21 protein-coding genes are annotated in these 21,412 nt (G+C 58.1%); 16 read left to right on the top strand and 5 right to left on the bottom strand.

All coding sequences use genetic code 11. The features are described 5' to 3' along the window. Position 1: 1 nt before the first annotated feature. From GOW48_RS19710 to GOW48_RS19720, 3 genes are read left to right on the top strand one after another with little or no spacing between them, the layout of a single operon-like run. The gene (locus GOW48_RS19710; RefSeq protein WP_170755815.1) at positions 2-1,018 is read left to right on the top strand and encodes an aldo/keto reductase; all 1,017 of its coding nucleotides are present in this window, start codon (positions 2-4) and stop codon (positions 1,016-1,018) included. Then, positions 1,015-1,467, top strand: a complete 453-nt coding sequence (locus tag GOW48_RS19715) for a MaoC family dehydratase (RefSeq protein WP_170755816.1) — start codon at positions 1,015-1,017, stop codon at positions 1,465-1,467. Before GOW48_RS19710 ends, GOW48_RS19715 begins: the two co-directional genes overlap by 4 nt. 11 nt (positions 1,468-1,478) lie before the next feature. Beyond that, entirely contained in the window at positions 1,479-1,898 is a 420-nt protein-coding gene (locus GOW48_RS19720; protein ID WP_170755817.1) for a GlcG/HbpS family heme-binding protein, read from the top strand. 60 nt (positions 1,899-1,958) lie between these two features. On the opposite strand, the gene rtcR is transcribed toward GOW48_RS19720, so the two are convergent. Further along, positions 1,959-3,527: an RNA repair transcriptional activator RtcR gene (rtcR, locus tag GOW48_RS19725; RefSeq protein WP_170755818.1), complete on the bottom strand. Its 1,569-nt coding sequence runs from the start codon at positions 3,525-3,527 to the stop codon at positions 1,959-1,961. A 173-nt stretch (positions 3,528-3,700) separates the two neighbouring features. Between rtcR and GOW48_RS19730 the strand changes: the two genes are divergently transcribed. After that, positions 3,701-5,257: a vWA domain-containing protein gene (locus GOW48_RS19730; protein WP_170755819.1), complete on the top strand. Its 1,557-nt coding sequence runs from the start codon at positions 3,701-3,703 to the stop codon at positions 5,255-5,257. A 476-nt stretch (positions 5,258-5,733) separates the two neighbouring features. Then, positions 5,734-7,146, top strand: a complete 1,413-nt coding sequence (locus GOW48_RS19735) for an RtcB family protein (protein ID WP_234899533.1) — start codon at positions 5,734-5,736, stop codon at positions 7,144-7,146. 161 nt (positions 7,147-7,307) lie between these two features. Here GOW48_RS19735 and GOW48_RS19740 read toward each other — a convergent pair whose 3' ends face one another. Both GOW48_RS19740 and GOW48_RS19745 read right to left on the bottom strand, forming a co-directional pair. Then, complete coding sequence (locus tag GOW48_RS19740; protein ID WP_170356350.1) at positions 7,308-7,640, bottom strand: YegP family protein; 333 nt, start codon at positions 7,638-7,640, stop codon at positions 7,308-7,310. 144 nt (positions 7,641-7,784) lie between these two features. Continuing rightward, entirely contained in the window at positions 7,785-8,408 is a 624-nt protein-coding gene (locus GOW48_RS19745; protein ID WP_170755821.1) for a TetR/AcrR family transcriptional regulator, read from the bottom strand. 128 nt (positions 8,409-8,536) lie between these two features. On the opposite strand from GOW48_RS19745, the gene GOW48_RS19750 reads away from it, so the two are divergent. The 5 genes from GOW48_RS19750 to GOW48_RS19770 are packed head-to-tail and all read left to right on the top strand — an operon-like array spanning position 8,537 to position 12,990. Then, positions 8,537-9,589: an extracellular solute-binding protein gene (locus GOW48_RS19750; RefSeq protein ID WP_170755822.1), complete on the top strand. Its 1,053-nt coding sequence runs from the start codon at positions 8,537-8,539 to the stop codon at positions 9,587-9,589. Positions 9,590-9,591: 2 nt separating this feature from the next. Then, positions 9,592-10,437, top strand: coding sequence for an ABC transporter permease (locus GOW48_RS19755; RefSeq protein WP_170356353.1), 846 nt, complete (start codon positions 9,592-9,594; stop codon positions 10,435-10,437). Beyond that, on the top strand, positions 10,434-11,207 hold the full coding sequence (locus GOW48_RS19760; protein WP_170755823.1) for an ABC transporter permease: 774 nt from the start codon (positions 10,434-10,436) through the stop codon (positions 11,205-11,207). The genes GOW48_RS19755 and GOW48_RS19760 overlap by 4 nt, the downstream gene beginning before the upstream one ends. Further along, positions 11,204-12,253 carry an ABC transporter ATP-binding protein gene (locus GOW48_RS22810; RefSeq protein ID WP_170755824.1) on the top strand — a complete coding sequence of 350 codons (1,050 nt, stop codon included), beginning with the start codon at positions 11,204-11,206 and terminating at the stop codon, positions 12,251-12,253. The genes GOW48_RS19760 and GOW48_RS22810 overlap by 4 nt, the downstream gene beginning before the upstream one ends. After that, complete coding sequence (locus GOW48_RS19770) at positions 12,253-12,990, top strand: MBL fold metallo-hydrolase (protein ID WP_170755825.1); 738 nt, start codon at positions 12,253-12,255, stop codon at positions 12,988-12,990. Before GOW48_RS22810 ends, GOW48_RS19770 begins: the two co-directional genes overlap by 1 nt. Positions 12,991-12,995: 5 nt before the next feature. Here GOW48_RS19770 and GOW48_RS19775 read toward each other — a convergent pair whose 3' ends face one another. Both GOW48_RS19775 and GOW48_RS19780 read right to left on the bottom strand, forming a co-directional pair. Further along, positions 12,996-14,654 (bottom strand): amidohydrolase, encoded by a 1,659-nt coding sequence (locus GOW48_RS19775; protein WP_170755826.1) that lies wholly within the window; start codon positions 14,652-14,654, stop codon positions 12,996-12,998. A 15-nt stretch (positions 14,655-14,669) separates the two neighbouring features. Beyond that, positions 14,670-15,452 (bottom strand): carbon-nitrogen hydrolase family protein, encoded by a 783-nt coding sequence (locus GOW48_RS19780; protein ID WP_170356358.1) that lies wholly within the window; start codon positions 15,450-15,452, stop codon positions 14,670-14,672. Here GOW48_RS19780 and GOW48_RS19785 point away from each other — a divergent pair. From GOW48_RS19785 to GOW48_RS19810, 6 genes are all read left to right on the top strand, one after another. Continuing rightward, positions 15,451-16,491, top strand: coding sequence for a LysR family transcriptional regulator (locus tag GOW48_RS19785; protein ID WP_170756545.1), 1,041 nt, complete (start codon positions 15,451-15,453; stop codon positions 16,489-16,491). The genes GOW48_RS19780 and GOW48_RS19785 overlap by 2 nt on opposite strands. Before the next feature lie 93 nt (positions 16,492-16,584). After that, positions 16,585-17,547: an agmatinase gene (gene speB / locus GOW48_RS19790; protein WP_170755828.1), complete on the top strand. Its 963-nt coding sequence runs from the start codon at positions 16,585-16,587 to the stop codon at positions 17,545-17,547. A gap of 22 nt (positions 17,548-17,569) precedes the next feature. Beyond that, entirely contained in the window at positions 17,570-18,646 is a 1,077-nt protein-coding gene (locus GOW48_RS19795) for an ABC transporter substrate-binding protein (protein ID WP_170755829.1), read from the top strand. 72 nt (positions 18,647-18,718) lie between these two features. Next, positions 18,719-19,777 carry an ABC transporter ATP-binding protein gene (locus tag GOW48_RS19800; RefSeq protein ID WP_170755830.1) on the top strand — a complete coding sequence of 353 codons (1,059 nt, stop codon included), beginning with the start codon at positions 18,719-18,721 and terminating at the stop codon, positions 19,775-19,777. A gap of 10 nt (positions 19,778-19,787) precedes the next feature. Next, the gene (locus GOW48_RS19805; RefSeq protein ID WP_170755831.1) at positions 19,788-20,627 is read left to right on the top strand and encodes an ABC transporter permease; all 840 of its coding nucleotides are present in this window, start codon (positions 19,788-19,790) and stop codon (positions 20,625-20,627) included. Continuing rightward, on the top strand, positions 20,624-21,409 hold the full coding sequence (locus GOW48_RS19810; RefSeq protein WP_170755832.1) for an ABC transporter permease: 786 nt from the start codon (positions 20,624-20,626) through the stop codon (positions 21,407-21,409). Before GOW48_RS19805 ends, GOW48_RS19810 begins: the two co-directional genes overlap by 4 nt. The last annotated feature ends 3 nt before the right edge of the window (positions 21,410-21,412 follow it).

A 21,412-nucleotide genomic window follows, 5' to 3' on the forward strand; every position in this document is an offset into this window, starting at 1 on the left:
CATGAATCCGAACACAAAAAACAAATTTGGCCGCGTCGATCTGGAGGTTACCGCATTTGGCTTTGGTACCGCGCCCATCGGGAACATTTTTCGTGAGATCGACGAAGAGACTTCGGATGCGATGATCCAGCATTCGTGGGACAAAGGCGTTCGGTATTTCGACACCGCGCCGATGTATGGCCACGGGCTTTCGGAATTGCGAACAGGCCAAAGCCTGCGCTGGAAGAACCGGGACGATTATGTGTTGTCATCTAAAGTTGGCCGCGTACTGAAACCGGCCAAACGCAGTGATATCAATTTTGAACCGTGGACCAATGCGGCCCCATTCACGATGCATTTCGATTATACTTATGACGGTGTTATGCGATCCTTCGAGGACAGCCTGCAGCGCATGGCGCTGGAGCGGATGGATATTTGCTTCATCCACGATATCGACGTTTTTACCCGCGGCGACGAACAGCCTGAAGTGTTCAGACAGGCGATGGATGGGGCTTGGAAAGCACTGGAATCTTTGCGTGATCAGGGTGTCGTCAAAGCCATTGGCGTTGGGGTGAATGAATGGGAGGTCTGCCACGCCGCACTCGAGCAGCGAGACTTTGACTGTTTTCTGTTGGCCGGGCGCTACACGCTGCTAGAACAGGATGCATTGGATAAGTTCTTGCCTTTGTGTGAAGAACGGGGTGCGGCCGTGGTTGTAGGCGGTGGTTTCAACTCGGGCATTCTGGCAACGGGCGCCAAAGACGGGGCCAAATATAACTACGCTCCAGCCCCGGCCGAGATTATGGAAAAAGTTCGTAAGGTCGAGGCGGTCTGTGCAGACTACGACGTGCCATTGCCCGCCGCTGCATTGCAATTTGTTGTAGCGCACCCGGCAGTTCCCACTTTTATGGCAGGCACTCGGACGGTCGAACAACTGGACCAGAATCTCAACTGGTTCAGCCACGACATTCCGGCTGCCTTCTGGGCGGATCTGAAAGCCAAAGGGTTGTTGCGCGAGGACGCGCCCGTTCCGCAATGACCAAACGGCTTTCAGCGGGGCAATACGGGTATAACGACCTAAAGGTCGGCGACGTGATGAAAACCGGTTCTGCGACGATCACGACGGACTTGATATCGTCCTTTGCTGACCTGACCGGAGACAAATACGCCTTGCACATCGACGACGACCTGGCGCGCGGGCTGGGGTATAAGGCCCGCGTTGCTCATGGGCTGTTGGTGCTGTCGGTTGTCGATGGGCTCAAGTTTCAATCGGATGCGAAGCCGGCAGGTCTGGCGTCGCTTGGGTGGAACTGGCGTTTTGAACAGCCTGTCTTTGCCGGAGATGAGATCAGAGCCGAGTTGACTGTAACCGCGAAACGCCTGACGTCATCGCAAAGCCGTGGCATCGTCACGTTTCAGTTCAATGTGTTCAATCAACACGATCAAATAGTGCAATCGGGCACCAATGATCTGATTTTTGACCTGTAGGTGGAGGCGATATGGTTGTTTCGATCCCTAGGCACGTAATTTCTCAGATGGCGGCAAATAAGGCTGTCCAAACGGCCTTGGCGTTTGCTGATGAAAATGGGTGGAATGTCGCTGCGATCGTGGTCGACCTGAACGGGGATATGATCGCGGCGGGCCGCATGGACAAAACCCCCGCAGCCGTTATGGCTTTCGCAATGGATAAGGCCCGAACAGCTGTGTTGGGGAAACCCACAACCGAATTCGCCAAGCGGATGTTGTCCAGCGCCGAATTGAACCTTGGCATGGTCAACCGTCCGGGTCTATGTGCTTGGGACGGTGGCTTGCCGATCCGCGAAGATGGCGAGTTGATAGGTGCAATTGGTGTGTCGGGGGCGGCCGGACCTGACGATGTTAAATGCGCCACGGCAGGCTTGGCGTCTATTGGGCTATAATTCGGCAGTGTTTGCAGGCAGGACATTCACGAACAAAAGAGTCACGGGCACGTCTGTCTTTCACGCCGATAATGCGTCCCATTCCAAACCGAACTTTTGAAGGTATTTGCGTAAACGATCTGCGTCGTTTTGGGTTGTCCTCTTTTGACGGGATACGGCAAATAGTGTGCGACCTGCCGCGCTGAGGCTAGGCGAATTGCGGCATGTTTGAATTACCTTGGCCAGTTGGGCCAGATCGAACGGATCGATATCGTCGACCGCCGGCCCCAAAAGATCTCTGACCAATGCAAACTCGGCATCCTGCGCCGAGGCGCGCCAGTCAGATTGCAGGGTCCGGATTTCCTCGGTCACCATGGAACGCGTTATGCGCCCTCTGGGCGCTAGGGTGCACAACCGATTCACTGAACTGCTAAAATCGCGGAAGTTTCCCGGCCACGGAGTCGCGGGGTTGGTGGCGAACCGGACGAAAGCGTCGCGTGCGTCGACATTGAAGCCGACCTGAGTACCCATTGACCGTTCAGCCCGCCCCAGTTCGAAAGCAAGATTGGCCTCGACATCTTCGCGGCGATCGCGCAGCGCAGGCAACGTGAAGCTCCACATATTCAGACGGGCGAGCAGGTCAGAGCGAAAAGCGCCTTCGGCGGATAAAACTCGCAGATCTCGACTTGCACCTGCTATGACCTGAAACCGGGTGGACACCTCGTGGTCCGAGCCCAAGGGATAGAACCGCCCCGTTTCAATTGCATGCAACAGGATGGATTGTTCGTTCCATCCGAGTTCGTCAATCTCATCCAGAAACAGAACACCCCCATCCGCTTCACGCAATAGCCCGCTGCGTTCTGTTCCTGCCTGACCCGTAAAACTGCGCCGCTGCCCAAACAGTGTTGCCATGGCATCGGGGCCATTCAATGTGGCGCAATTGACGTGAACCATCCGGCCCTTGACCCGCCGCCGATCCAATTTGAGGTTGTAAATCCGCTGGGCCAATTCTGTCTTTCCGGTGCCGGTTTCTCCTAGCAACAGGATGGGTTCGTTCGAGTTGCTGGCGATCAGCTCTATCCGGTCAATTAGTGCGTTATATCGCGGATTGCGCGTTTCAATTCCTCCCTTCAATTGGTCGCCGTACTCGCGGGACAATTGGTCGAAGCGCTGCTGCAGGGCGTTGTACCTGCTGAGGTCAAGGTCAATGATGTCGAACTTAGGGATGGCGTCATCCGGTCCGGGTGGCCCGGTCTGGATCAGTCGCGCGGGGATGTGGCGACTTTCAGTAAGCAAAAACCAACAGATTTGTGCCACGTGGGTGCCGGTGGTCAGATGGACGTGATACTGCTCGCGATCTTCGTCGAACCCATAGGCGCGGGCAAAGTCAAAAAGCTTGCCGTAGACCTCCTGAAAATCCCAAGGATCGGCTAGGTCCATACGATGCAACAGAACTTCGGTTTGGGGTGACAGCTCTTCGATCTCGCGTTTTACCTGATGGGCGAGGCGATTGAACTTGTGGTCGTGCAGCAACTCAAGCCGATCGACGTTGAAGTGGTCATGGATGGTCAAGCTGGGCGTCGGTTTCCAGCGCCGCTTCTTGCCCATGTCCAGCTGCGTTCCTAGGAATCCAATGACAACGTTTTTCATAGTCTATCTAAATTTATATCTTACGATCCTGTTGTATCGTATCGCTGGTTGCGAATTTCATCAATAGTCAGGAATATTAATTAAAAATAACAAGATACCACGTTTTTGGTTTCTTTTCTTGTCGCGAACCGTTCCGTGCCAAAACATCCTCACAAACCAATGAGGATAAGGAAATGGCGAACAAATCCGTGTTTGCATCGTTGAAGGGCCGGTTACTGCCAAAGGCAACTGCAGTGAACGCTCATGGCGCTCCGGCTTATGCGTATTCCGATGCCCATGCTCTGGCACAGGTCGCTGTGACCGGGACCTTCGGGGGCATGTTTTATCAGTCGCCGCAAGAAGAACTGGAATACGTTCTGGATGTGGCTGAAACCGTTGAGCCAAAGTACCTGGCGCAAGCTGCGATCTATGCCCGTCAATCGGGATATATGAAGGACATGCCCGCTGTCTTGCTGGCTGTTCTGGCCCGGCGTGATCCGGTTCTGTTTCGGGCAGCTTTCGCTCGTGTGGTCGATAACGGCAAGATGCTGCGCACGTTCGTGCAAGTTATCCGGTCGGGTCAAACGGGGCGTAAATCGCTGGGGTCGGCACCGAAAGCGATGGTGCAGACCTGGTTGAACACAGCGTCTGACCGTGCGCTGCTGAATGCCAATATCGGGAATGACCCGTCTTTGGCGGATGTGATCAAAATGGTGCACCCGAAACCGGCCTCGGCCGAGCGGGAGGCGCTGTTTGCCTGGATCGTCGGGCGGCCGTGCAACCTGGCACGGCTGCCGCAGGCCCTGAGGGATTGGATCGCGTTTCGGGAAACCGGCAAGGGTCCGTTGCCGGATGTGCCGTTTCAGATGTTGACGCAACTGGAGCTGACGCAGGCCCAATGGGCGCGGATTGCGCGCAAGGGCTCGTGGCAGATGGTGCGGCAGAACCTGAACACGTTCCAGCGTCACGGCGTTTTCGACGTGGCCCGCAACGTGGATCACGTGGCTGCTTTGCTGCGCGACCCAAAAGCCATCGCCAAGGCACGGGCCTTTCCGTACCAGTTGATGGTGGCCGCGCAAAACGTGGTGCCGGAAATGCCGCGCCTGATCGTGGACGCGCTGCACGACGCGATGGAGATCGCCGTGCAGAACGTGCCGCAGGTTGCGGGGCAGGTGGTTGTGTGCCCGGACGTGTCGGGCTCGATGACGTGGTCCGTAACCGGGTATCGTCCGGGGGCGACCTCGGGCGTGCGGCACGTGGATGTGGCGGCGCTGGTGGCGGCGTCCTTCCAACGGGTGAACCGCGGGTGTCAGGTGTTGCCGTTCGATTTCGACGTGCGTGATGTGCGTCTGGAACCGCGCGACACGATCCTGACCAATGCCGAGCGTCTGGCCGCACTGGCCGGAGGTGGGACGAACTGTTCCGCGCCGCTGGCCTGGCTGAACAAGCGCGGTCGCGCACCGGATCTGGTGGTGTTCGTATCCGATAACCAGTCTTGGGTGGATGCCCGCGCTGGCGGTCAGGGCACAGCGATGTTGAAGGAATGGGAGGTGATCAAGCGTCGCAACCCGATGGCCAAGCTGGTCTGCATCGACATCGCCCCATACGGGACCACGCAGGCGCAGACGCGTGCCGATGTATTGAATGTCGGCGGGTTCTCGGATGCGGTCTTTGACCAGATCGCGGCTTTTGCCAGCGGTCAAACCGGCCCGGATCATTGGGTCGCTGAGATCGAAAAGATCGACGAATAAACAAGGCTCGGACGGTGCGCCGCCCCGGCCATCAGAACAACATCAGGCAGAATGCCGGTGGGACTACATCGCTGTTACCGATCCGCGCCCGTTGAGGGCGCTGCCTCACCACCCCTTGTCTGCCTGACCCAAACGAAAGGGCATGTCTCGGCGAATGCCGGTGGAACTACAGATTTCGACTCTCCAGGTCGCGGGTTCGAATCCCGCTCGTCCGAGCCCCACGGGGACGGACGGTAGCTCAGTCGGGTAGAGCAGGGCGTTTCACCAAACTCTTGTCGTCGAGACCCAAAACGAAAGGACACCCCCGGCGAATGCCGAAGGAACTACATGGCACCTCAGGGACAGGTCGAGCGGGTTCAACTCCCCTCCGTGCCGGCGCCCAGACGGCAAACGCATCTGCCCATTCAGATGCGGGGCGGGCCTCCCGAACTGTTTCTTCCCCACTTGTCGCCGGGGCCTGAATTTGAGTGAATATGATGATGGAAAACACATTTGATCCCGTAACGGGCGAACACCTGAAAGACTGGGGACATCGCCCGGGCAAGCAATTCCCCGCCCTGCTGGCGCGCGCGAATGAGATGCGGGCCGAAGGCTTCGGTCTGGTGCGCATCCGGAAGGAGCTGGAGGGCGAGATCCCTCCAATTGCGCCAACAATGGACCTGCGCGGGCCCGGCGAGGTGCAGTTTCACGAGAATATAGACGCCAGTGACCCGGATGAGGAAGACAATGTCGACAAAGTCCGCGAAACGATGACCGCGCTGATGCGGACCCCGACCATTGAGGCCGGGGCGATCATGCCCGATGCTTGTCCGGCCGGTCCGATCGGCACGATTCCGGTTGGCGGCGTCGCGGCGGCGCGCAATGCGATCCATCCGGGGATGCACTCGGCCGACATTTGCTGCTCGGTCATGATCACCGATCTGGGGAATGCTGACCCAAAGGCCGTGCTGGATGCGGCGCAGTCAGTGACGCATTTCGGACCGGGCGGTCGGCCGCAGGGCAAGCGCTTCACAACCTCGCTAAAACTGCTGGACGCGTTCCGTGAAAATCCGTTTTTGGACAACCCGAAATCGCTGCGCATGGCGCAGGAGCATATGGGGACGCAAGGCGACGGGAACCATTTTCTGTTTGTCGGCAGGTCACGCAAAACCGGACGGACGGCGATTGTGACCCATCACGGCTCGCGCGGGCCGGGGGCAGTTCTGTATAAGAACGGCATGGCCGTCGCGCATCGCTTCCGCAAGGAGCTGTCGCCGGGTACGCCGAAGCAAAACGCCTGGATTCCGGCTGACACGCAGGAAGGGCGCGATTATTGGGATGCCCTGCAACTGATCCGCAAATGGACCAAAGCCAACCACAACGCGATCCATCAAGCGACGGTTGAGGCCGCGCGTGTGGGCGATGTCGGGGACCGATACTGGAACGAACACAACTTCGTCTTCAAACGGGGCGATCTGTTCTATCACGGCAAGGGCGCAACCCCAGCGTGGGGTGACTATGCCACCGACGCGACCGGGCTGACCCTGATCCCGCTGAACATGTCCGAGCCGGTGCTGGTCGTGCGTGGCAAGGATGCAGGTCACGGTCTGGGCTTCAGCCCACATGGGGCGGGGCGGAATTTCTCGCGTTCCGAACATAAGCGCCGGATGGGGTCCGTCACGCCGGATGAGATGTTGAAGGCGGAAACCGAAGGTCTGGATATTCGCTTCCATGCCGGCAGTGTGGATGCCTCGGAACTGCCGTCCAGCTATAAAAGCGCGGACAGCGTTGTGGCGCAGATCAAATCCTATGATCTGGCCGAGATCGAGGACTATATCGATCCCTACGGCTGCATCATGGCCGGTGATGTGCCGCCGTTCTGGAAAAACAAGAAGAAAGGCCGCAGGTAGCTGCGGCCTTCGTCATCTGCACGCGTTGGTCGGGATTATGATGAAGCCCGCGTATGTATCTTGCTCGGGCGTTCCTGAAAGGTCTAATTAGCTATGCACATAATCCGCCAGCTGGTTGGGGTAATAGCCAGCCCAGCCAACGTCTGCGGATCGCAGTTGATTTAGGTTAAATCCTCAACCCGTGCGTCAGGTGCATTGCGTTTGACGGATTCGATCCCGTTGTCGCGTGCAGAGGTGGTTGTGTAGCTTTCGCTTGTGCCGATTACCTGACCATTGCTGGCTTTCAGATTGAACATATGGCCACCGGATTTGGTTTCCTTGCGTTCGAATCTTTCGTCGCTTGGTGCGTTTGTCTTGACGGATGAAATACCGTTCTCGGCGCTTGCTTTCTGGACATAGCCTTCGCTGGCCAGAATGATCTCACCGTTTCCGGCTTTCAGCCGAAACCTGAACTCTCCAGCCTTGTCTTTGTAAATCTCAAATTTGCCAGCCATGTGATGTCCCTCAATACTATTGCAATACTTGCCTGCGATGTTGCTACGTTTGCAACGCGGCAACAAGAGTTTTCAGGATATTCAGTGTTTGCACGTGACTAGAGCCGAGATTCATCAAAGACGAGCCGCGATTGCATTGCCCGTCTAATCTGAATTTACCGCAATCAAATGAGCGATTGGTAGGATTTGCGCCGCGATCTGATCTCTGAGTTGCGCGAGCGTCATATCGTCATTCTTGACGAACTCGACGAAAGCCTGATTCAGGGCATTGAAGATCAGCGCACCCAAGTCCGACGCAACAAGGCTTTGGCGCACTTGGCCCCGGTCTTGCAGGGCGCCGATTAACTCGGTCACTTGTGCCGCGAGGCGGCGATCCTGCTCGGCATAGCGCCGACCGCTTGGCGTATTGGGGTGCTCGATTGAGTGCGCGATCGCCGTACGCCACATCTCTTTCGAGAGATATTCGAGGGAGTGGTCGTAATACTGGTAAATCAGACCTAGGATCGCGTCCTCGACGCGTAAAGGTGGATTCGCCAGGATCGGCGCGCCCGCTGTGATGACCTCTTCGACCTCCATGGCGACCGTGGCGATCAGGATGTCCCCTTTGGTTTCATAGTAGTTGTAAACAGTGCCGACCGAGACCTCGGCCATCTCAGCCAGATCTTCGATTTTCACGGACCGATACCCGTGTGACCGGAATTTCGCAGACGCAGCTTCCAGGATGCGCCGCTCGCGCGCCGCCTTTTGCCGCTCTCTTAATCCTGCCATTTGGAAAAACGACCTCGTTTGGCATAAATCTAAGTTTAGAGTTGACTACAAAGGTGAGGCTGTTCAAGTTTTTTGTGACAGACCCGGAAAAAAACAGGGCAAACCGAAATCAACAGGAGATGAAACGAATGCAAATTGGACGTAAAATCCTTGGTGCGTCGGCGCTGGCCCTGATGGCTGGTACGGCCTGGGCCGAAGGCGAACTGAATGCTCTGGTGTGGTGCGACCATACCGATCCCGAACTGATCGCTCCGTTTGAGGCGAAGCACAACGTCAAGGTCAATCTGCGGGAATACGAGGGAACGGGGGCGGCACTTGCGCTGCTGGAGCAATCCAGACCCGGCGACTGGGACGTGCTTGTGGTCGACGGGATCGATGTGTTCCGCGCAGTCGAAGCCGGTGTTCTGGCCCCGCTGCCCGAGGGCGCGGTCTCGACTGCGGATTACTTCCCCGAAGTTGTCATGGCCGAAAACAACACAGTTGACGGCGTGACCTATGCCGTGACTGAGAAATTTGGCTACAATACGATCTCGTACAACTCGGCCAAGGTCGATCCCGCAGATATGGAAAGCCTGAGCACTGTCTGGTCCGAGAAATATGACGGGCGGATTTCGATCTATGACTACTACCTGCCCGTGATGGGGCTGGCCGCCATTGCCGAAGGCATTGCAACGGACGCAATTGGCGCGGGAGATTTGGCAAAGATCGATGGTGTCCTTTCAACCATGCGAAGCCGAGCTGCCTCGGTCGCGGGGGTGGTTGCGGCGCAAACAGCACTGGCGACAGGCGAAGTAGATATCGTTGTGGGTGGGGGTGAGTGGCTGACGGCCGTGCTCGCCTCGGAACAGCCGGAACTGACATGGACCATCCCCAAGGAGGGCGCGGTTCGCTGGGCGCAATCCATCGGCGTGGTCGAGGGGGCCAGTAACCCCGATCTGGCGGTTGAGTTCATCAAGTACATCACCAGCCCCGAAGGGCAGGCCCGTCTGGCGACGTCTTCGTGCTTTTGGGGAATGCCCGCAAATGCCAAGGCCGGAGACGTTCTGACCGACGTACAAAAAGACATCCTGCGCTGGGATCAACAGCCTGACTATCTGGCGTTGACACAGCTGTACCCTGCACCGGATGCAGATCTGGACATCGAAATGCAGGATCTGTGGCTGGAAACTCTGCAGCAGTGAACATGTCCAAGGACCAGGTCCGCGGCTGGGGCTTTGTAACCCCGGCCCTGCTGTGGACCATCGCCTTTTTCATCGTGCCTTTCGTTGTGATGGGCGCGATGAGCCTTGCTTCGCTTGAAGGGCGAACGCTTGTTTGGGATCTGTCACTGGCCAACTACGCCAAGCTGCTTGAAAAGAAATATCTATGGCGGGCGATCCTGGTTTCGCTGGAAATCACACTGACGGTGACGGTGATCTCGGTCGTGCTGGCATATCCGCTGGCCTGGATCATTGCCTTTCGTGTGTCACCGCGCTGGCAGCGTCTTGCCCTGCTGCTGGCAATCCTGCCGTTCTGGACCTCCTATGTGGTGCGCTCCTATGCATGGTTGCTGGTTCTGGCGCGTGAGGGCGTGGTGAACGAGACCCTGATGTGGATCGGAGCCATCGCCGAGCCGATCACGCTGGCCAATACGCGCTTTGCTACGGTGACTGGCTTTGTGCATTTCTTTGTGATGCTTCTGACTCTGACGATCTATGCCAACCTGATCCAGCTGTCCCCGAACTATCGCCGGGCGGCAATGGACCTAGGCGCTAACGCGTTTCAAACCTTCCGACACGTGATCTTGCCGTTGACTCTGCCCGGTATCGTCACCGGAGCATTCCTAACGTTTGTCCTATGTATCGGCGACTACGTCACGCCGCAGATTCTGGGCGGCAATACCGAATTGACCGTGCCGCAGGTTATCATGGTGCAACTGGGACGGCGCGCGGATTTTCCGTTGGCCTCGGCGCTGGCCATTGTCTTGATGAGCATCGTCGCGCTGGCCTATCTGCTGTCTGCCCGCTGGTTAAGGCTTGACCGGTTATGATGCGCTTTCTGCCCTGGGCCTACCTGATCGCTGCGTTTGTATTTATCTACCTTCCGGTGGGCGTGCTGGTCCTGTTCTCGTTTCAGGAAGGATCGCTGCCTGTGCCACCGTTCAACGGGCCGTCCCTGCAATGGTATCAGACCATTCTTGGGGACGAGGATTTGATGGCAGCGCTGCGCAATTCGATCCTTGTCGCGTTCGGGTCGTCTGCGGTTGCCGTGGCGCTGGGATTTCTGGCGGCATACGGGCTTGCGCGGCACGTTCTGCCGGGATCGGCCTTGATCCGAGGGCTGCTGATCGCCCCCCTGACGGTCAGCTACTTGATCGTCGGGCTGGGCCTGCTGATCGTTCTGACGCGCTCGGGCTTTGGCGTTTCGCTTTGGACCGCAGCCATCGGGCATGTGGTCATCAATTTGCCGCTGGCTTTCGCCATCATCTATGCCTCGATGGGAGCGCAACAGCAAAACGCCGAACGCGCCGCCCGCGATCTGGGCGCGTCCGAGCCCAAGGTGATCGTGTTGGTGACAATACCCATGTTGCTGCCCTCGATTGCGGCAGCCTTTTTCTTGTCGGTCACACTGAGCTGGGATGAGTTTATTATCTCCTTCCTTCTGACCCGTTTTGACGTCACCTTGCCGGTTGAAATCTGGTCGCTGCTCAGGTCGGGCCTGTCGCCGCAACTGAACGCAATCGGTAGCTTTGTCTTCCTGATATCGGTGGCCGTTGTGCTGCTGCTGGAACTCACCATCTTTCGGAAAGGCCGCCAATGACCGCGTCTGTCACGTTTTCGGGTCTCAATCACTGGTTCGGTCAGTTTCAGGCGCTGTCCGGGATCGACCTGCAGATCGAGGCCGGTGAATACGTGACTCTGCTGGGCCCGTCCGGCTGCGGTAAGACCACTCTTTTGTCGATCCTAGGGGGGTTTCTTGAGCCTACTCAGGGCCGCGTCCTGATCAGCGGTCAGGATATGACCCGTGTAGCGCCGGTCAAACGTCCCACGACCACAGTGTTTCAGGATTATGCCCTGTTTCCGCACATGTCCTTGCGCGACAATGTTGGCTTTGGCCTGCGTATGAGCGGTATGGGTCGAAAAGACCGCCACGCACGCGCCGAACAGATGCTGAATCTGGTTGGCCTGAAGGATGCCGCGCTCAAACGTCCTCATGCGCTGTCCGGTGGGCAGCGACAGCGTGTCGCCCTAGCGCGGGCGCTGGCGGTCAATCCGGACGTTCTGCTGCTTGACGAACCGTTGGGCGCGCTGGACCTCAAGCTGCGGCGATCCATGCAGGACGAGTTGAAAAGCATTCAGCAACAGATCGGCACAACTTTTGTCCATGTTACCCACGATCAGGAGGAAGCCATGGCGATTGCCGACCGGATCGTGGTCATGAGCCGTGGCCGGATCGAAGATCACGGTACCCCGGACCGGGTCTACCGCTATCCGGCAACCCTGTTCACGGCGGATTTCATGGGCGAAAATAACCACATTTCAGGTGTGAAATCCGGGGCGGGTTTAGAAACACCGTTTGGACTTTTGCCAACCCTGAACGCCCCGGCCTCGACCAAAGCCGCAATCTGCCTGCGCCCCGAGGATATCCGCGCCGACGATCAAGGATCATTCCCGATGGGGATGGCCACGGTGACTGCGGCGGCGTTTTTCGGAACCTATTGCCGGGCGCATCTTTCACCGGCCTGTGCCCCGGACCTGAGCCTGACGGCCTATCTGGCCCCTGACCGCCCTTGGGCGCAGGGCGATGTGGTATCGTTGTCCGCAGATGTCGAGAATTTTCGCCTGTTCGAACCGGAGACCCCCTGATGCAGCGCGCGCAACCGCAGGATTGGTACCGCACCACCCGCAAAGGTGAAGACATTACCCTGATCGATGAGCCTTTCATCACGCCTTTCTATCGCTGCAACATGTGGCATGTACGTGGACGCGACCGCGATATGCTGGTCGACAGCGGCATGGGCGTTGTGTCGCTGCGGACATGGGTGCCTCTGGTGACCGAACGTGCGTTGACGGCGGTCGCAAGCCACACCCATTTCGACCATATCGGCTGTCATCATGAGTTCGAGGACCGCGCGGTCCACAGGGCAGAGGCCGATATTCTGGCCAACCCGACGCGCGTGGCGACGCTGGCCGACCCCTACGTGACGGACGAGATTTTCGACTGCCTGCCGCCATTGCCCTACCGATCCGACACATATGCGGTCAGCGGTGCGCAGGCGACGCGACTGTTGGACGATGGCGATATCGTCGATCTTGGGGACAGGCATTTCGAGGTGATCCACACGCCGGGTCATTCGCCGGGCGGAATTGCTTTGTGGGAGGCCGCGACAGGCATCCTGTTCTCGGGCGATATTGTCTATGATGGCGAGTTGATCGAAGACACCTATCACAGCAATGCCCAGGACTACTACCGCTCGATGGTGCGCTTGTATGATTTGCCGGTGGAAACCGTGCATGGGGGTCACTTCCCCAGCTATGGTCGAGACCGCCACCGCGAAATCATTCGCGCGTGGTTGGATGGAAAGAACGCGTCAACGGCGTAAGGCTTTCAGTTTTTCGCCATGTAGGTCACGACCCCGTTGCAGATCGTAGCCTCAACGGCGGTGTCACCTGCGTTTCTATCCGTCAACACCCGGTCCAGAACTACGATATCAGCTAGCATGCCGGGGGCCAGACGCCCGAACTGATCATCGCGGCGGCAGGCATAGGCCCCTTCGCTGGTATAGGCGGCTAGGGTATCTTCAAAACTCAGTCGCTCGTCCTTTTGATCGGCGTCCCAGACCTGCCGGGTCAAGGCGATGTCGATCCCGGTCAAAGGTGGCAGGGCGGCAATCGGCCAATCGCTTGAGAAACAGATACGCGCACCCGCCTCTTTGAGCGTCCGCCACACATAGGCGTCAGGCCATTGGTCCCTGCCGATGATCGAGGCCAGAGGCTCTAGCGGGAAATCCCCGCATCCCGGCGGATGCGGCGGCATGAACGAGGCGACCACATCAAGCGCGGCAAAGCGGGGCCGGTCTGCAGGGTCGAGCAATTCGATATGTTCCACCCGGTGCCGATTACCCTGTGGGTGGTTGGCAGAGTGAGCGGCCTCATAACCGTCCAACACCACGCGCACGGCCCCATCCCCAATGGCATGAACCGCGATCTGAAACCCGCGCTTGTCCAGTGCCACCGCCAGATCGGCAAATCGGGCCGGGTCATGCAGCGGCGCGCTTTTGTGGCCAGGTGTATCGGGGTAATCCCGCACCCGGTATCCGGTGTGCGCATCCAGTGTACCGTCCATGAAAAATTTGACCCGGTTGCACCACAGCATCGGGCTGTTCAGCTTACGCCGCATCTGCTCGGCAATCTCGATGTTTTCGACGGGTTCGCCGGGCGTGAAGTGATAGGGTAGCTCAAGCCGGCAACACAGATCGCCTTCGGCTTCGATCTCTTGCAGAAGACTGGCCTGGTACAGGTTGCCGTCCATATTGATGATTGTCGTGATACCGTGCTGGGCGCAGTATTGCAGCCCTTCGCGCATCAATACCTTGTCGGCCTCGCGCTGAGCTTGCGTCACTTCTTGGGCCGGTTCGATCCCCTCCAGCCCCAGAACCTCACGCCCACCATGGCGGCCAAGCGCCTGTATCGTGGCAACGGCCGGAGGCTCAATCAGCGTGCCAGTGGCGATCCCGTCCGGGTCCAATTCAATATGCGAACCCGGTCCCAGATCGCGCCCCCGCAACACATCTGCAGCCTGTAGCGCCGCGGTATTTGCCCAGCCGTTATGAAAATCAGCGCTTTGCAGCAACAGCGGGCGATCGGGGCATATCGCGTCAAGAATATGCCGGTCCGGATTTTGGCGACCGTCAAAACTCGCGTAGGCCAGACCCTGTGCCACAAGCAGGCTGTCATCTGGGTTTTGTGCGGCAAACTTCCGAATGGCGCGGGTCAGGGCTGCAGTGCCCGTGATCGCCTCAAGCCGCAATACCTTCAGGGAATAGGCGCCGAAAAACAGATGCATATGGCTTTCGACAAAGCCCGGCAGAACCGTTGCGCCCTCGGCGTCGAGGACCCGGGTGTCGACGGTACATAATGCCTTGATCTCTTCCGTTGATCCAACCGCTGCGACCCGATCCCCCGACACGAATATCGCCTGCTGCCGAGGGCCACCGGGCTCCATCGTGCGCAGATCTGCATTCACGATCGCAAGCGAAGAGGTCATGCGCGCGGCTTTCAACTAGGGGTGGGTTAGGTTCAGCGCCACGGTGTCTGACAAATAGGGGTTCTCGTCGCGCGATTGGGCATAGGCACCTGGATCAATCGAAGCCGAGATCACCTGTCCGCCTTCCCCCGCAAAACCCAGCTGCTGACCGTCCGGGGCCACGATCGAGGACATACCCTGATAGGCATAGCTTTCGTCAGAGCCTGCGTGGTTGGCGTACACGACAAAGACCTGATTTTCAAAGGCGCGCACCGGCACAACCTGTTGCGTGATGAACGCTCCGGCTGGGCCTTCGGCCATCGCTGTTGGCACAATGATCACCTGCGCCCCGGCATGCGCCAACCGACGCACGTTTTCAGGAAATTCGATATCGTAGCAGATCAGAAAACCAAGGGTCAGACCGGCCATTGTGGTCATCACCAAGGACCGCTCGGGCGTCTGGAAGATACCTTTTTCATAGGGGCCATACAGACAGTTCTTGCGATAGATCAGCGGACTATCAGGGTCATCACGGTTGATGATCAAGGCGCTGATATAGCGGGCGTCGCCATCGGCCTCGGGGAAACCCGCGACAAGGCTGATGCCGCTGTCACGCACCGCCTGCGTCAACTGTTGAACCCATGGCCCATCTTTTGGTTGCGCCAGATCGCGCAGAACTGCACCGCGCCCGTATCCGGTGATGGCCAGTTCGGGCGCAACCAGCAGATCGGCATCCGAATCGTGCAAGGCCTGTTCGATTTGGGCTAACCGATCCTCGGTGCTGCCTCCGGCTTGCATCTGAAATGCGGCGATCTTCATGGCACTCGTCCCTATGTTCCGGCGCAGTTCGATCAAATTTTCAGCGCCCGCGGTCGCGACCGTATTCAGCGCGCCCGATTTTGCAAATAGTGCGTTGCAAAACGATACATTTCTCTGGCTCAATGCAAGGATGAAAATCACGGGTTCAGATATCCATCTTTTGACCGTTTTCGACAGTGTTGTTCGGAACCGGGGCTTCTCGGCGGCGCAGGTCGAGCTGGGCCTCAGCCAGCCCACGATCTCGAACCACATAACGGCGCTTGAAGAACGTCTGGGCGTGCGTCTGTGCCAGCGCGGGCGGCGCGGGTTTCTGCTGACTGAAAAAGGGCGGATGGTGCATCAGATCGGTCTGGCACTGATGGACTCGCTGGATCAGCATTCGACCCATCTGGCCGAGTTAAAGGGCAATCTGGTTGGGCGTCTAAAACTGGCCGTTGTGGACGCCACCACAACCGATGAGGCATTCAAGCTGCCGCAGGCGATCAAACAGTTCACGGAGGCTGCTCCGGCCGTGCGTATCGACCTTGTGATTTCCGAACCGCAAGATATTCAGCAAGGTGTACTGGACGGTACCTACCATATCGGGTTTGGCAGTTTTGACAATGTAAGCAATGGCTTAAGTCTGACCGACCTGTATCGCGAACATCACGCACTCTATTGTTCGGACACTCATCCGTTGTTTGGGGTTCCGGAACACGCCCTTGGTGATGATGCCATTGCCCAGCAGGCTTGGGTCCACCGCGGGTATTGGAACCAGCAAAGGCAAAAGTCCCAGCATTCCTCGGACCGAGACCTTTTTGCGCAAGAAATCGAAGCGCAGCTGATCCTGATCCTCAGTGGGGCATATATCGGGTTGTTGCCGCTGCATCTGGCCTCGGGTTGGGAAAAGCAGGGGCGGTTGCGGCGCTTGCCCAACAGCAGCCGTGATTATTCTTGTCCCATGCAGATCGTCACACGGTCCGGAGCTGTACCTAAGGTAAATGGACTGTTCATCCAGACCCTTCAACAAATGTATGAGGGGGAATACATTGTTAAATGACAATGTAAGGGTTTGCGCATCGCTATTTTTTGGCCCAACCGAGCCAATTAGGGTCAAAAGGACTTTCGTATGACCTCAGCCGCAGGAACCATAATGCCAGACACGACCGCGCCGCGTTACAACCAACCCCTGGGCGGCAATGACATGCCCCGTTTCGGAGGCGGCACGACAATGATGCGACTGCCCGCGCAGGAAACCGCCGCCGGACTGGACGCCTGTTTCGTGGGCATTCCGATGGATATCGGCACCTCGAACCGGACGGGAACGCGTCACGGGCCACGTGCGATCCGCGCCGAAAGCTGCATGTTGCGGCCCTTCAACATGGCCACGGGCGCGGCACCATTTGCCAAGATGCAGGTGGCCGATATTGGCGATGTGGCGATCAACACGTTTGATCTTAAGAAAACCATGGACATCATCACCGAGGCTTATGATGAGATACTCAGCCACGATGTGGTTCCGATCACACTGGGCGGAGATCACACGCTGACCTATCCGGTGCTGCGCGCGATCGCCCGCAAACACGGTCCGGTGGCCTTGATCCATGTGGATGCGCATTCGGACACGAATGACGAGATGTTTGGCGAAAAGATCGCCCATGGCACTCCGTTCCGCCGTGCGGTCGAAGATGGGCTGTTGCAGAATGACAAGGTGTTCCAGATCGGCCTGCGGGGGACGGGTTACGCGCCCGATGATTTTGACTGGGGCCGCAATCAAGGCTTTACTGTCATTCAGGCCGAGGAGTGCTGGCACAAATCCCTGACCCCCCTAATGCAGGATATCCGCGCGCGGATCGGGGATGTGCCGACCTACCTGACCTTTGATATCGACAGTCTGGACCCGGCCTATGCGCCCGGAACCGGGACGGTCGAAATGGGCGGGCTGACCAATATTCAGGCGCTCGAAACCGTGCGCGGTTGTGCCGGGCTGAACCTTGTCGGAACCGATCTGGTCGAGGTCTCGCCGCAATATGATGTCAGCGGCTGCACTGCGCTGATCGGGGCCAACTTGGCCTATGAAATGCTTTGCGTCCTGCCCAAGAACCGGGCCAACTGAACAAGACCAACAGGAGATCACAATGCCAACCACCCTTTCACGCCGCCGATTTTTGGGTACCGCTGCCGCAACCGGGGCTGCCGCGCTGGCCGCACCCGCCATCGTGCAAGCCGCCCAGTCACTTAAGGTTGGAACCTATGGCGGGTTCTTTGAAGACAGCTTCAAGCAGTTCATCTTCCCCGAATTCACCAAGGCCACCGGGATCGAGGTGAACTCGGTCGCCGTACCTACCGGCGAGACATGGCTGGTGCAGATCAAGAACGCTGCCCGCGCCAAAACCGCCCCTGCGGATGTGTCGCTGATGGCGGGTATCCCGCGCAGCCACGGGGCGGATCAGAAAGTGTTCAAGGCGCTGGACGACTCCAAAATCCCGAACCTGTCGAACATGCCTGACAGGTTCAAGGACCGCTATGACGACGGTACTCTGTACGGCGTCGGCGCGGTGTCGTGGTACATCACGCTGTGCACGAATTCGGACGAAATCCCCGAAGCTCCGGACAGCTGGGCCGCGCTGTGGGATGAGACCTATAAGGATCAAATCGGTCTGCTGGGACTCGCGTCAAACTCGCATATGCTCGAGGTAACGGCGGCCACTTTCTTTGGTGGTACGGATATTCTGGACACCAAGGACGGTATCCAGCAGGTGTTCGACAAGCTGTCTGAACTCGTCCCTAATGTGCGTCTTTGGTACAAGGACGAAGGCGCGTTCCAGCAGGCGCTACAAGATGGTGAGATTCCGATGGGTCAGTACTATCACGATGTGGCGGGTCTTGCCGCTGCCGAAGGTTTCCCGGTGGTCTCGACCTTCCCGAAAGAAGGCGCGGTTGTGGACTCGGGCTATTGGATCGTGCCCGAACACGCCCAGCCGGTGGATGAGATTCACGAGTTTATCAACTTTATCTCGGCGGCCGAAACGCAGGCCCTGTTGTCGCGCAACGTGGGCACCGCGCCGGTCGTCGACCCTGCGCTGACGGATTTGACCGAAGAAGAACTGGCGGCCGTCAGCAGCCCCAAAGCGCCGATCGTGCCGCGCTATGACATTTACAAGGATCACGCGGACTGGATTTCCGACACCTGGAATCAGATGATCGCGGGATAACACCACTCACGGCACTGGCCCGTCCCGCGCAGGTGGGGCGGGCCGCTTCCTTTGTTGAAAGAATAGACCCTTATGCCCGGTTTAAGCATCGAAAACGTCACCAAGAAATTCGGTACCGTGACGGCCGTCAAAGATGTGAACCTTCAGTTCAATACCGGCGAGATGATTTGTTTTCTGGGCCCGTCTGGCTGTGGCAAGACCACTCTGCTGCGGATGATCGCCGGGCTGGACGAACCCACGCAAGGCACGATCCGGTTCGAGGATCAGGACCTGACCGGCGTGCCCGTACATCAGCGCAATATCGGCATGGTATTTCAGTCTTTTGCGCTGTTTCCGCATCTGAATGTGGGCGAAAACATCAGCTATGCGATGCGCATTCGGGGTCATTCCCGGTCGGAATGCGAAGACCGCGCGCGGCAGTTGCTGGATATGGTTCACCTTCCGGGGCTTGAGGATCGCAAGATCTCGCAATTGTCGGGGGGTCAACGTCAGCGCGTGGCTATCGCGCGCGCCTTGGCACTGAACCCGCAGGTGTTCCTGCTGGATGAGCCGATGTCAGCGCTGGATGCCAATCTGCGCGAGGTCATGCAGATCGAGCTGCGCAAGCTGCAGCAAGAGCTAGGGATCACTACCGTCGTCGTCACCCATGACCAGACCGAGGCGATGACGATGGCCGATCAGATAGTGGTCATGGGCAAGGCGCAGGTGCTGCAGACCGGCACCCCGATGGAGATTTACAAGACTCCGGTCGACAAATTCGTGGCCGGGTTCATCGGCACCAGCAACCTGCTGCCTGCCAAGATGTCAGGGCCTGACAGCGTGCATGTGAACGGGGCCGTTCTGAACGTGGGCGGCAACACAGGTCATTTTGCCCAAGGCGATGACGTTCTTCTGATGACCCGCCCGGAAGAGGTGTTCGTGCATCACCCCTCAGATGTGGATGTGGCCAATTCGGTCACCGGCACAGTGACATTCGTGCGCGATATCGGCGCCACGATCGAGATTTTGGTGGATTGCGCCGGGCACGAGGTGATTTCGGTCTTGACGCCAAAGGACTGGCCCAATGTGAAAGTGGGCGATCAGGTCCATGTTGAAATGCCCGCTGCGGCCTGCAGCGTGCTGGCGGTTTAGGAGGGAGAAGATGCAATCGAGCGCGCTTTCCCGCTATATCGGGCTGATCCCGTCCTCGGTGATGATCGGGGCGTTTTTTGTGATCCCTTTCGTCCTGATCTTGCTGACCAGCGTGTCCACGCCAACCGATGACGGAGGCTATGCCACCGGCTTTGACCTGCAGCATTTTGAACGGTTCCTGACGTGGTTCTACATCGAACGGGCGCTGTTCTCGGCAGGTCTGTGTGCGCTGATCGCGGTGCTGAGCCTGTTGATAGCGTATCCCTTCACCTATTTCCTGACCACGTTCCCGCCGCGCTCGCAGACCTTTTGGTTGATCTACATTCTGGCGCAGCTATCCCTGTCCGAAGTGCTGATCGCCTTCAGCTGGCAAATCCTTTTGTCCCGCACCGCAGGCGTGGCCAACATACTTGTCTGGATCGGGGTGATTGAGAAAAGCTTTGCTATGACCCCCTCGGCAGGCGCAGTAGTCGCCGCGCTGGTCTATCTGACCGTGCCGTTTTCAGTCCTGCTGCTGTTTCCCGCGCTCAGCCGGTTGGACAAAAGCTTGATCGAGGCATCGCGCACGCTTGGGGCCTCGCCTTTGCGGACGTTTTTCACGGTGATCATTCCCGTTACGCGGCCTGCGATCATCTCGGGCGGGGTGACGGTGTTCGTGCTGACGCTGGGAGCCATCATTGTGCCGCAGGTTCTGGGTAAGCCCGAACACTGGACGCTGTCAGTGCTGATTACGGATCAGGCGATATTCAATTTCAATATGCCCTTTGCCTCAGCGCTGGCAGTGGTGTTGCTGGTTCTCAGCGCGACGGTGATCTGGCTGGTCACGAAATTCTCGGGGAAAAAGACATGAGGGCGCTGCGCAGTATCTATCTGGCGCTGTTCGCGCTGTATCTGATCGGGCCGATCCTTGTGATTGCGGCCGTTTCGTTCAACGCCAAAAAGTTCCTAGCCTTCCCGCCGCGCGGCTTTTCCTTCCGCTGGTATGCCGAGGTTTTTGTGGCGAATGATTGGTTTACTGCGCTGAAAAACTCTTTGTTCATCGCCTTCGCCTCGGCCAGCCTTTCGGTTCTGATCGCGATGCCGGTGGCCTATTTCGCGTGGCGCTATGGACTGCGCTATGCCAAGGCGCTGCTGGCGCTTGGGGTAGCACCGTTTATCCTGCCGCCCGTCATCATGGCGCTGGCCTTCCTGTTGTTCTTCACCGGGATTGGGCTGAACGGGCTGATGATCAACGTCATCATTGCCCATGCGGTTTTCCTGCTGGCCCTGCCTTTGGTGACGATCTCTCTGGGGTTGGAAAGCGTCGATCACGCGCTGATCGAGGCCAGCCAGACCATGGGCGCCTCAAACGCCGTTGTCTTCCGCACGGTGATCCTGCCGATTGCCGCCCCCTTTGCCTTTGCGGGGTTTGCGTTCTGCTTTGTCCTCAGCCTGAATGAATACATCATCGCGCTTATGACCGTGGGCTTCTCGGTCGAGACACTGCCGATCAAGATTTTCAACGCCCTGCGCTATGGCTACACGCCGGTTATTGCGTCGATTGCGGTGATCTTCATGGTGATAAATATCGTGATTTTCGCCCTGATCGCGCGGTTCTCGAACCTCGCTCGTATTCTCGGCGCGATGGAGTAACCG

Source organism: Ruegeria lacuscaerulensis, from assembly GCF_013033355.1.
In the GTDB taxonomy this organism is placed as follows: domain Bacteria; phylum Pseudomonadota; class Alphaproteobacteria; order Rhodobacterales; family Rhodobacteraceae; genus Ruegeria; species Ruegeria lacuscaerulensis_A.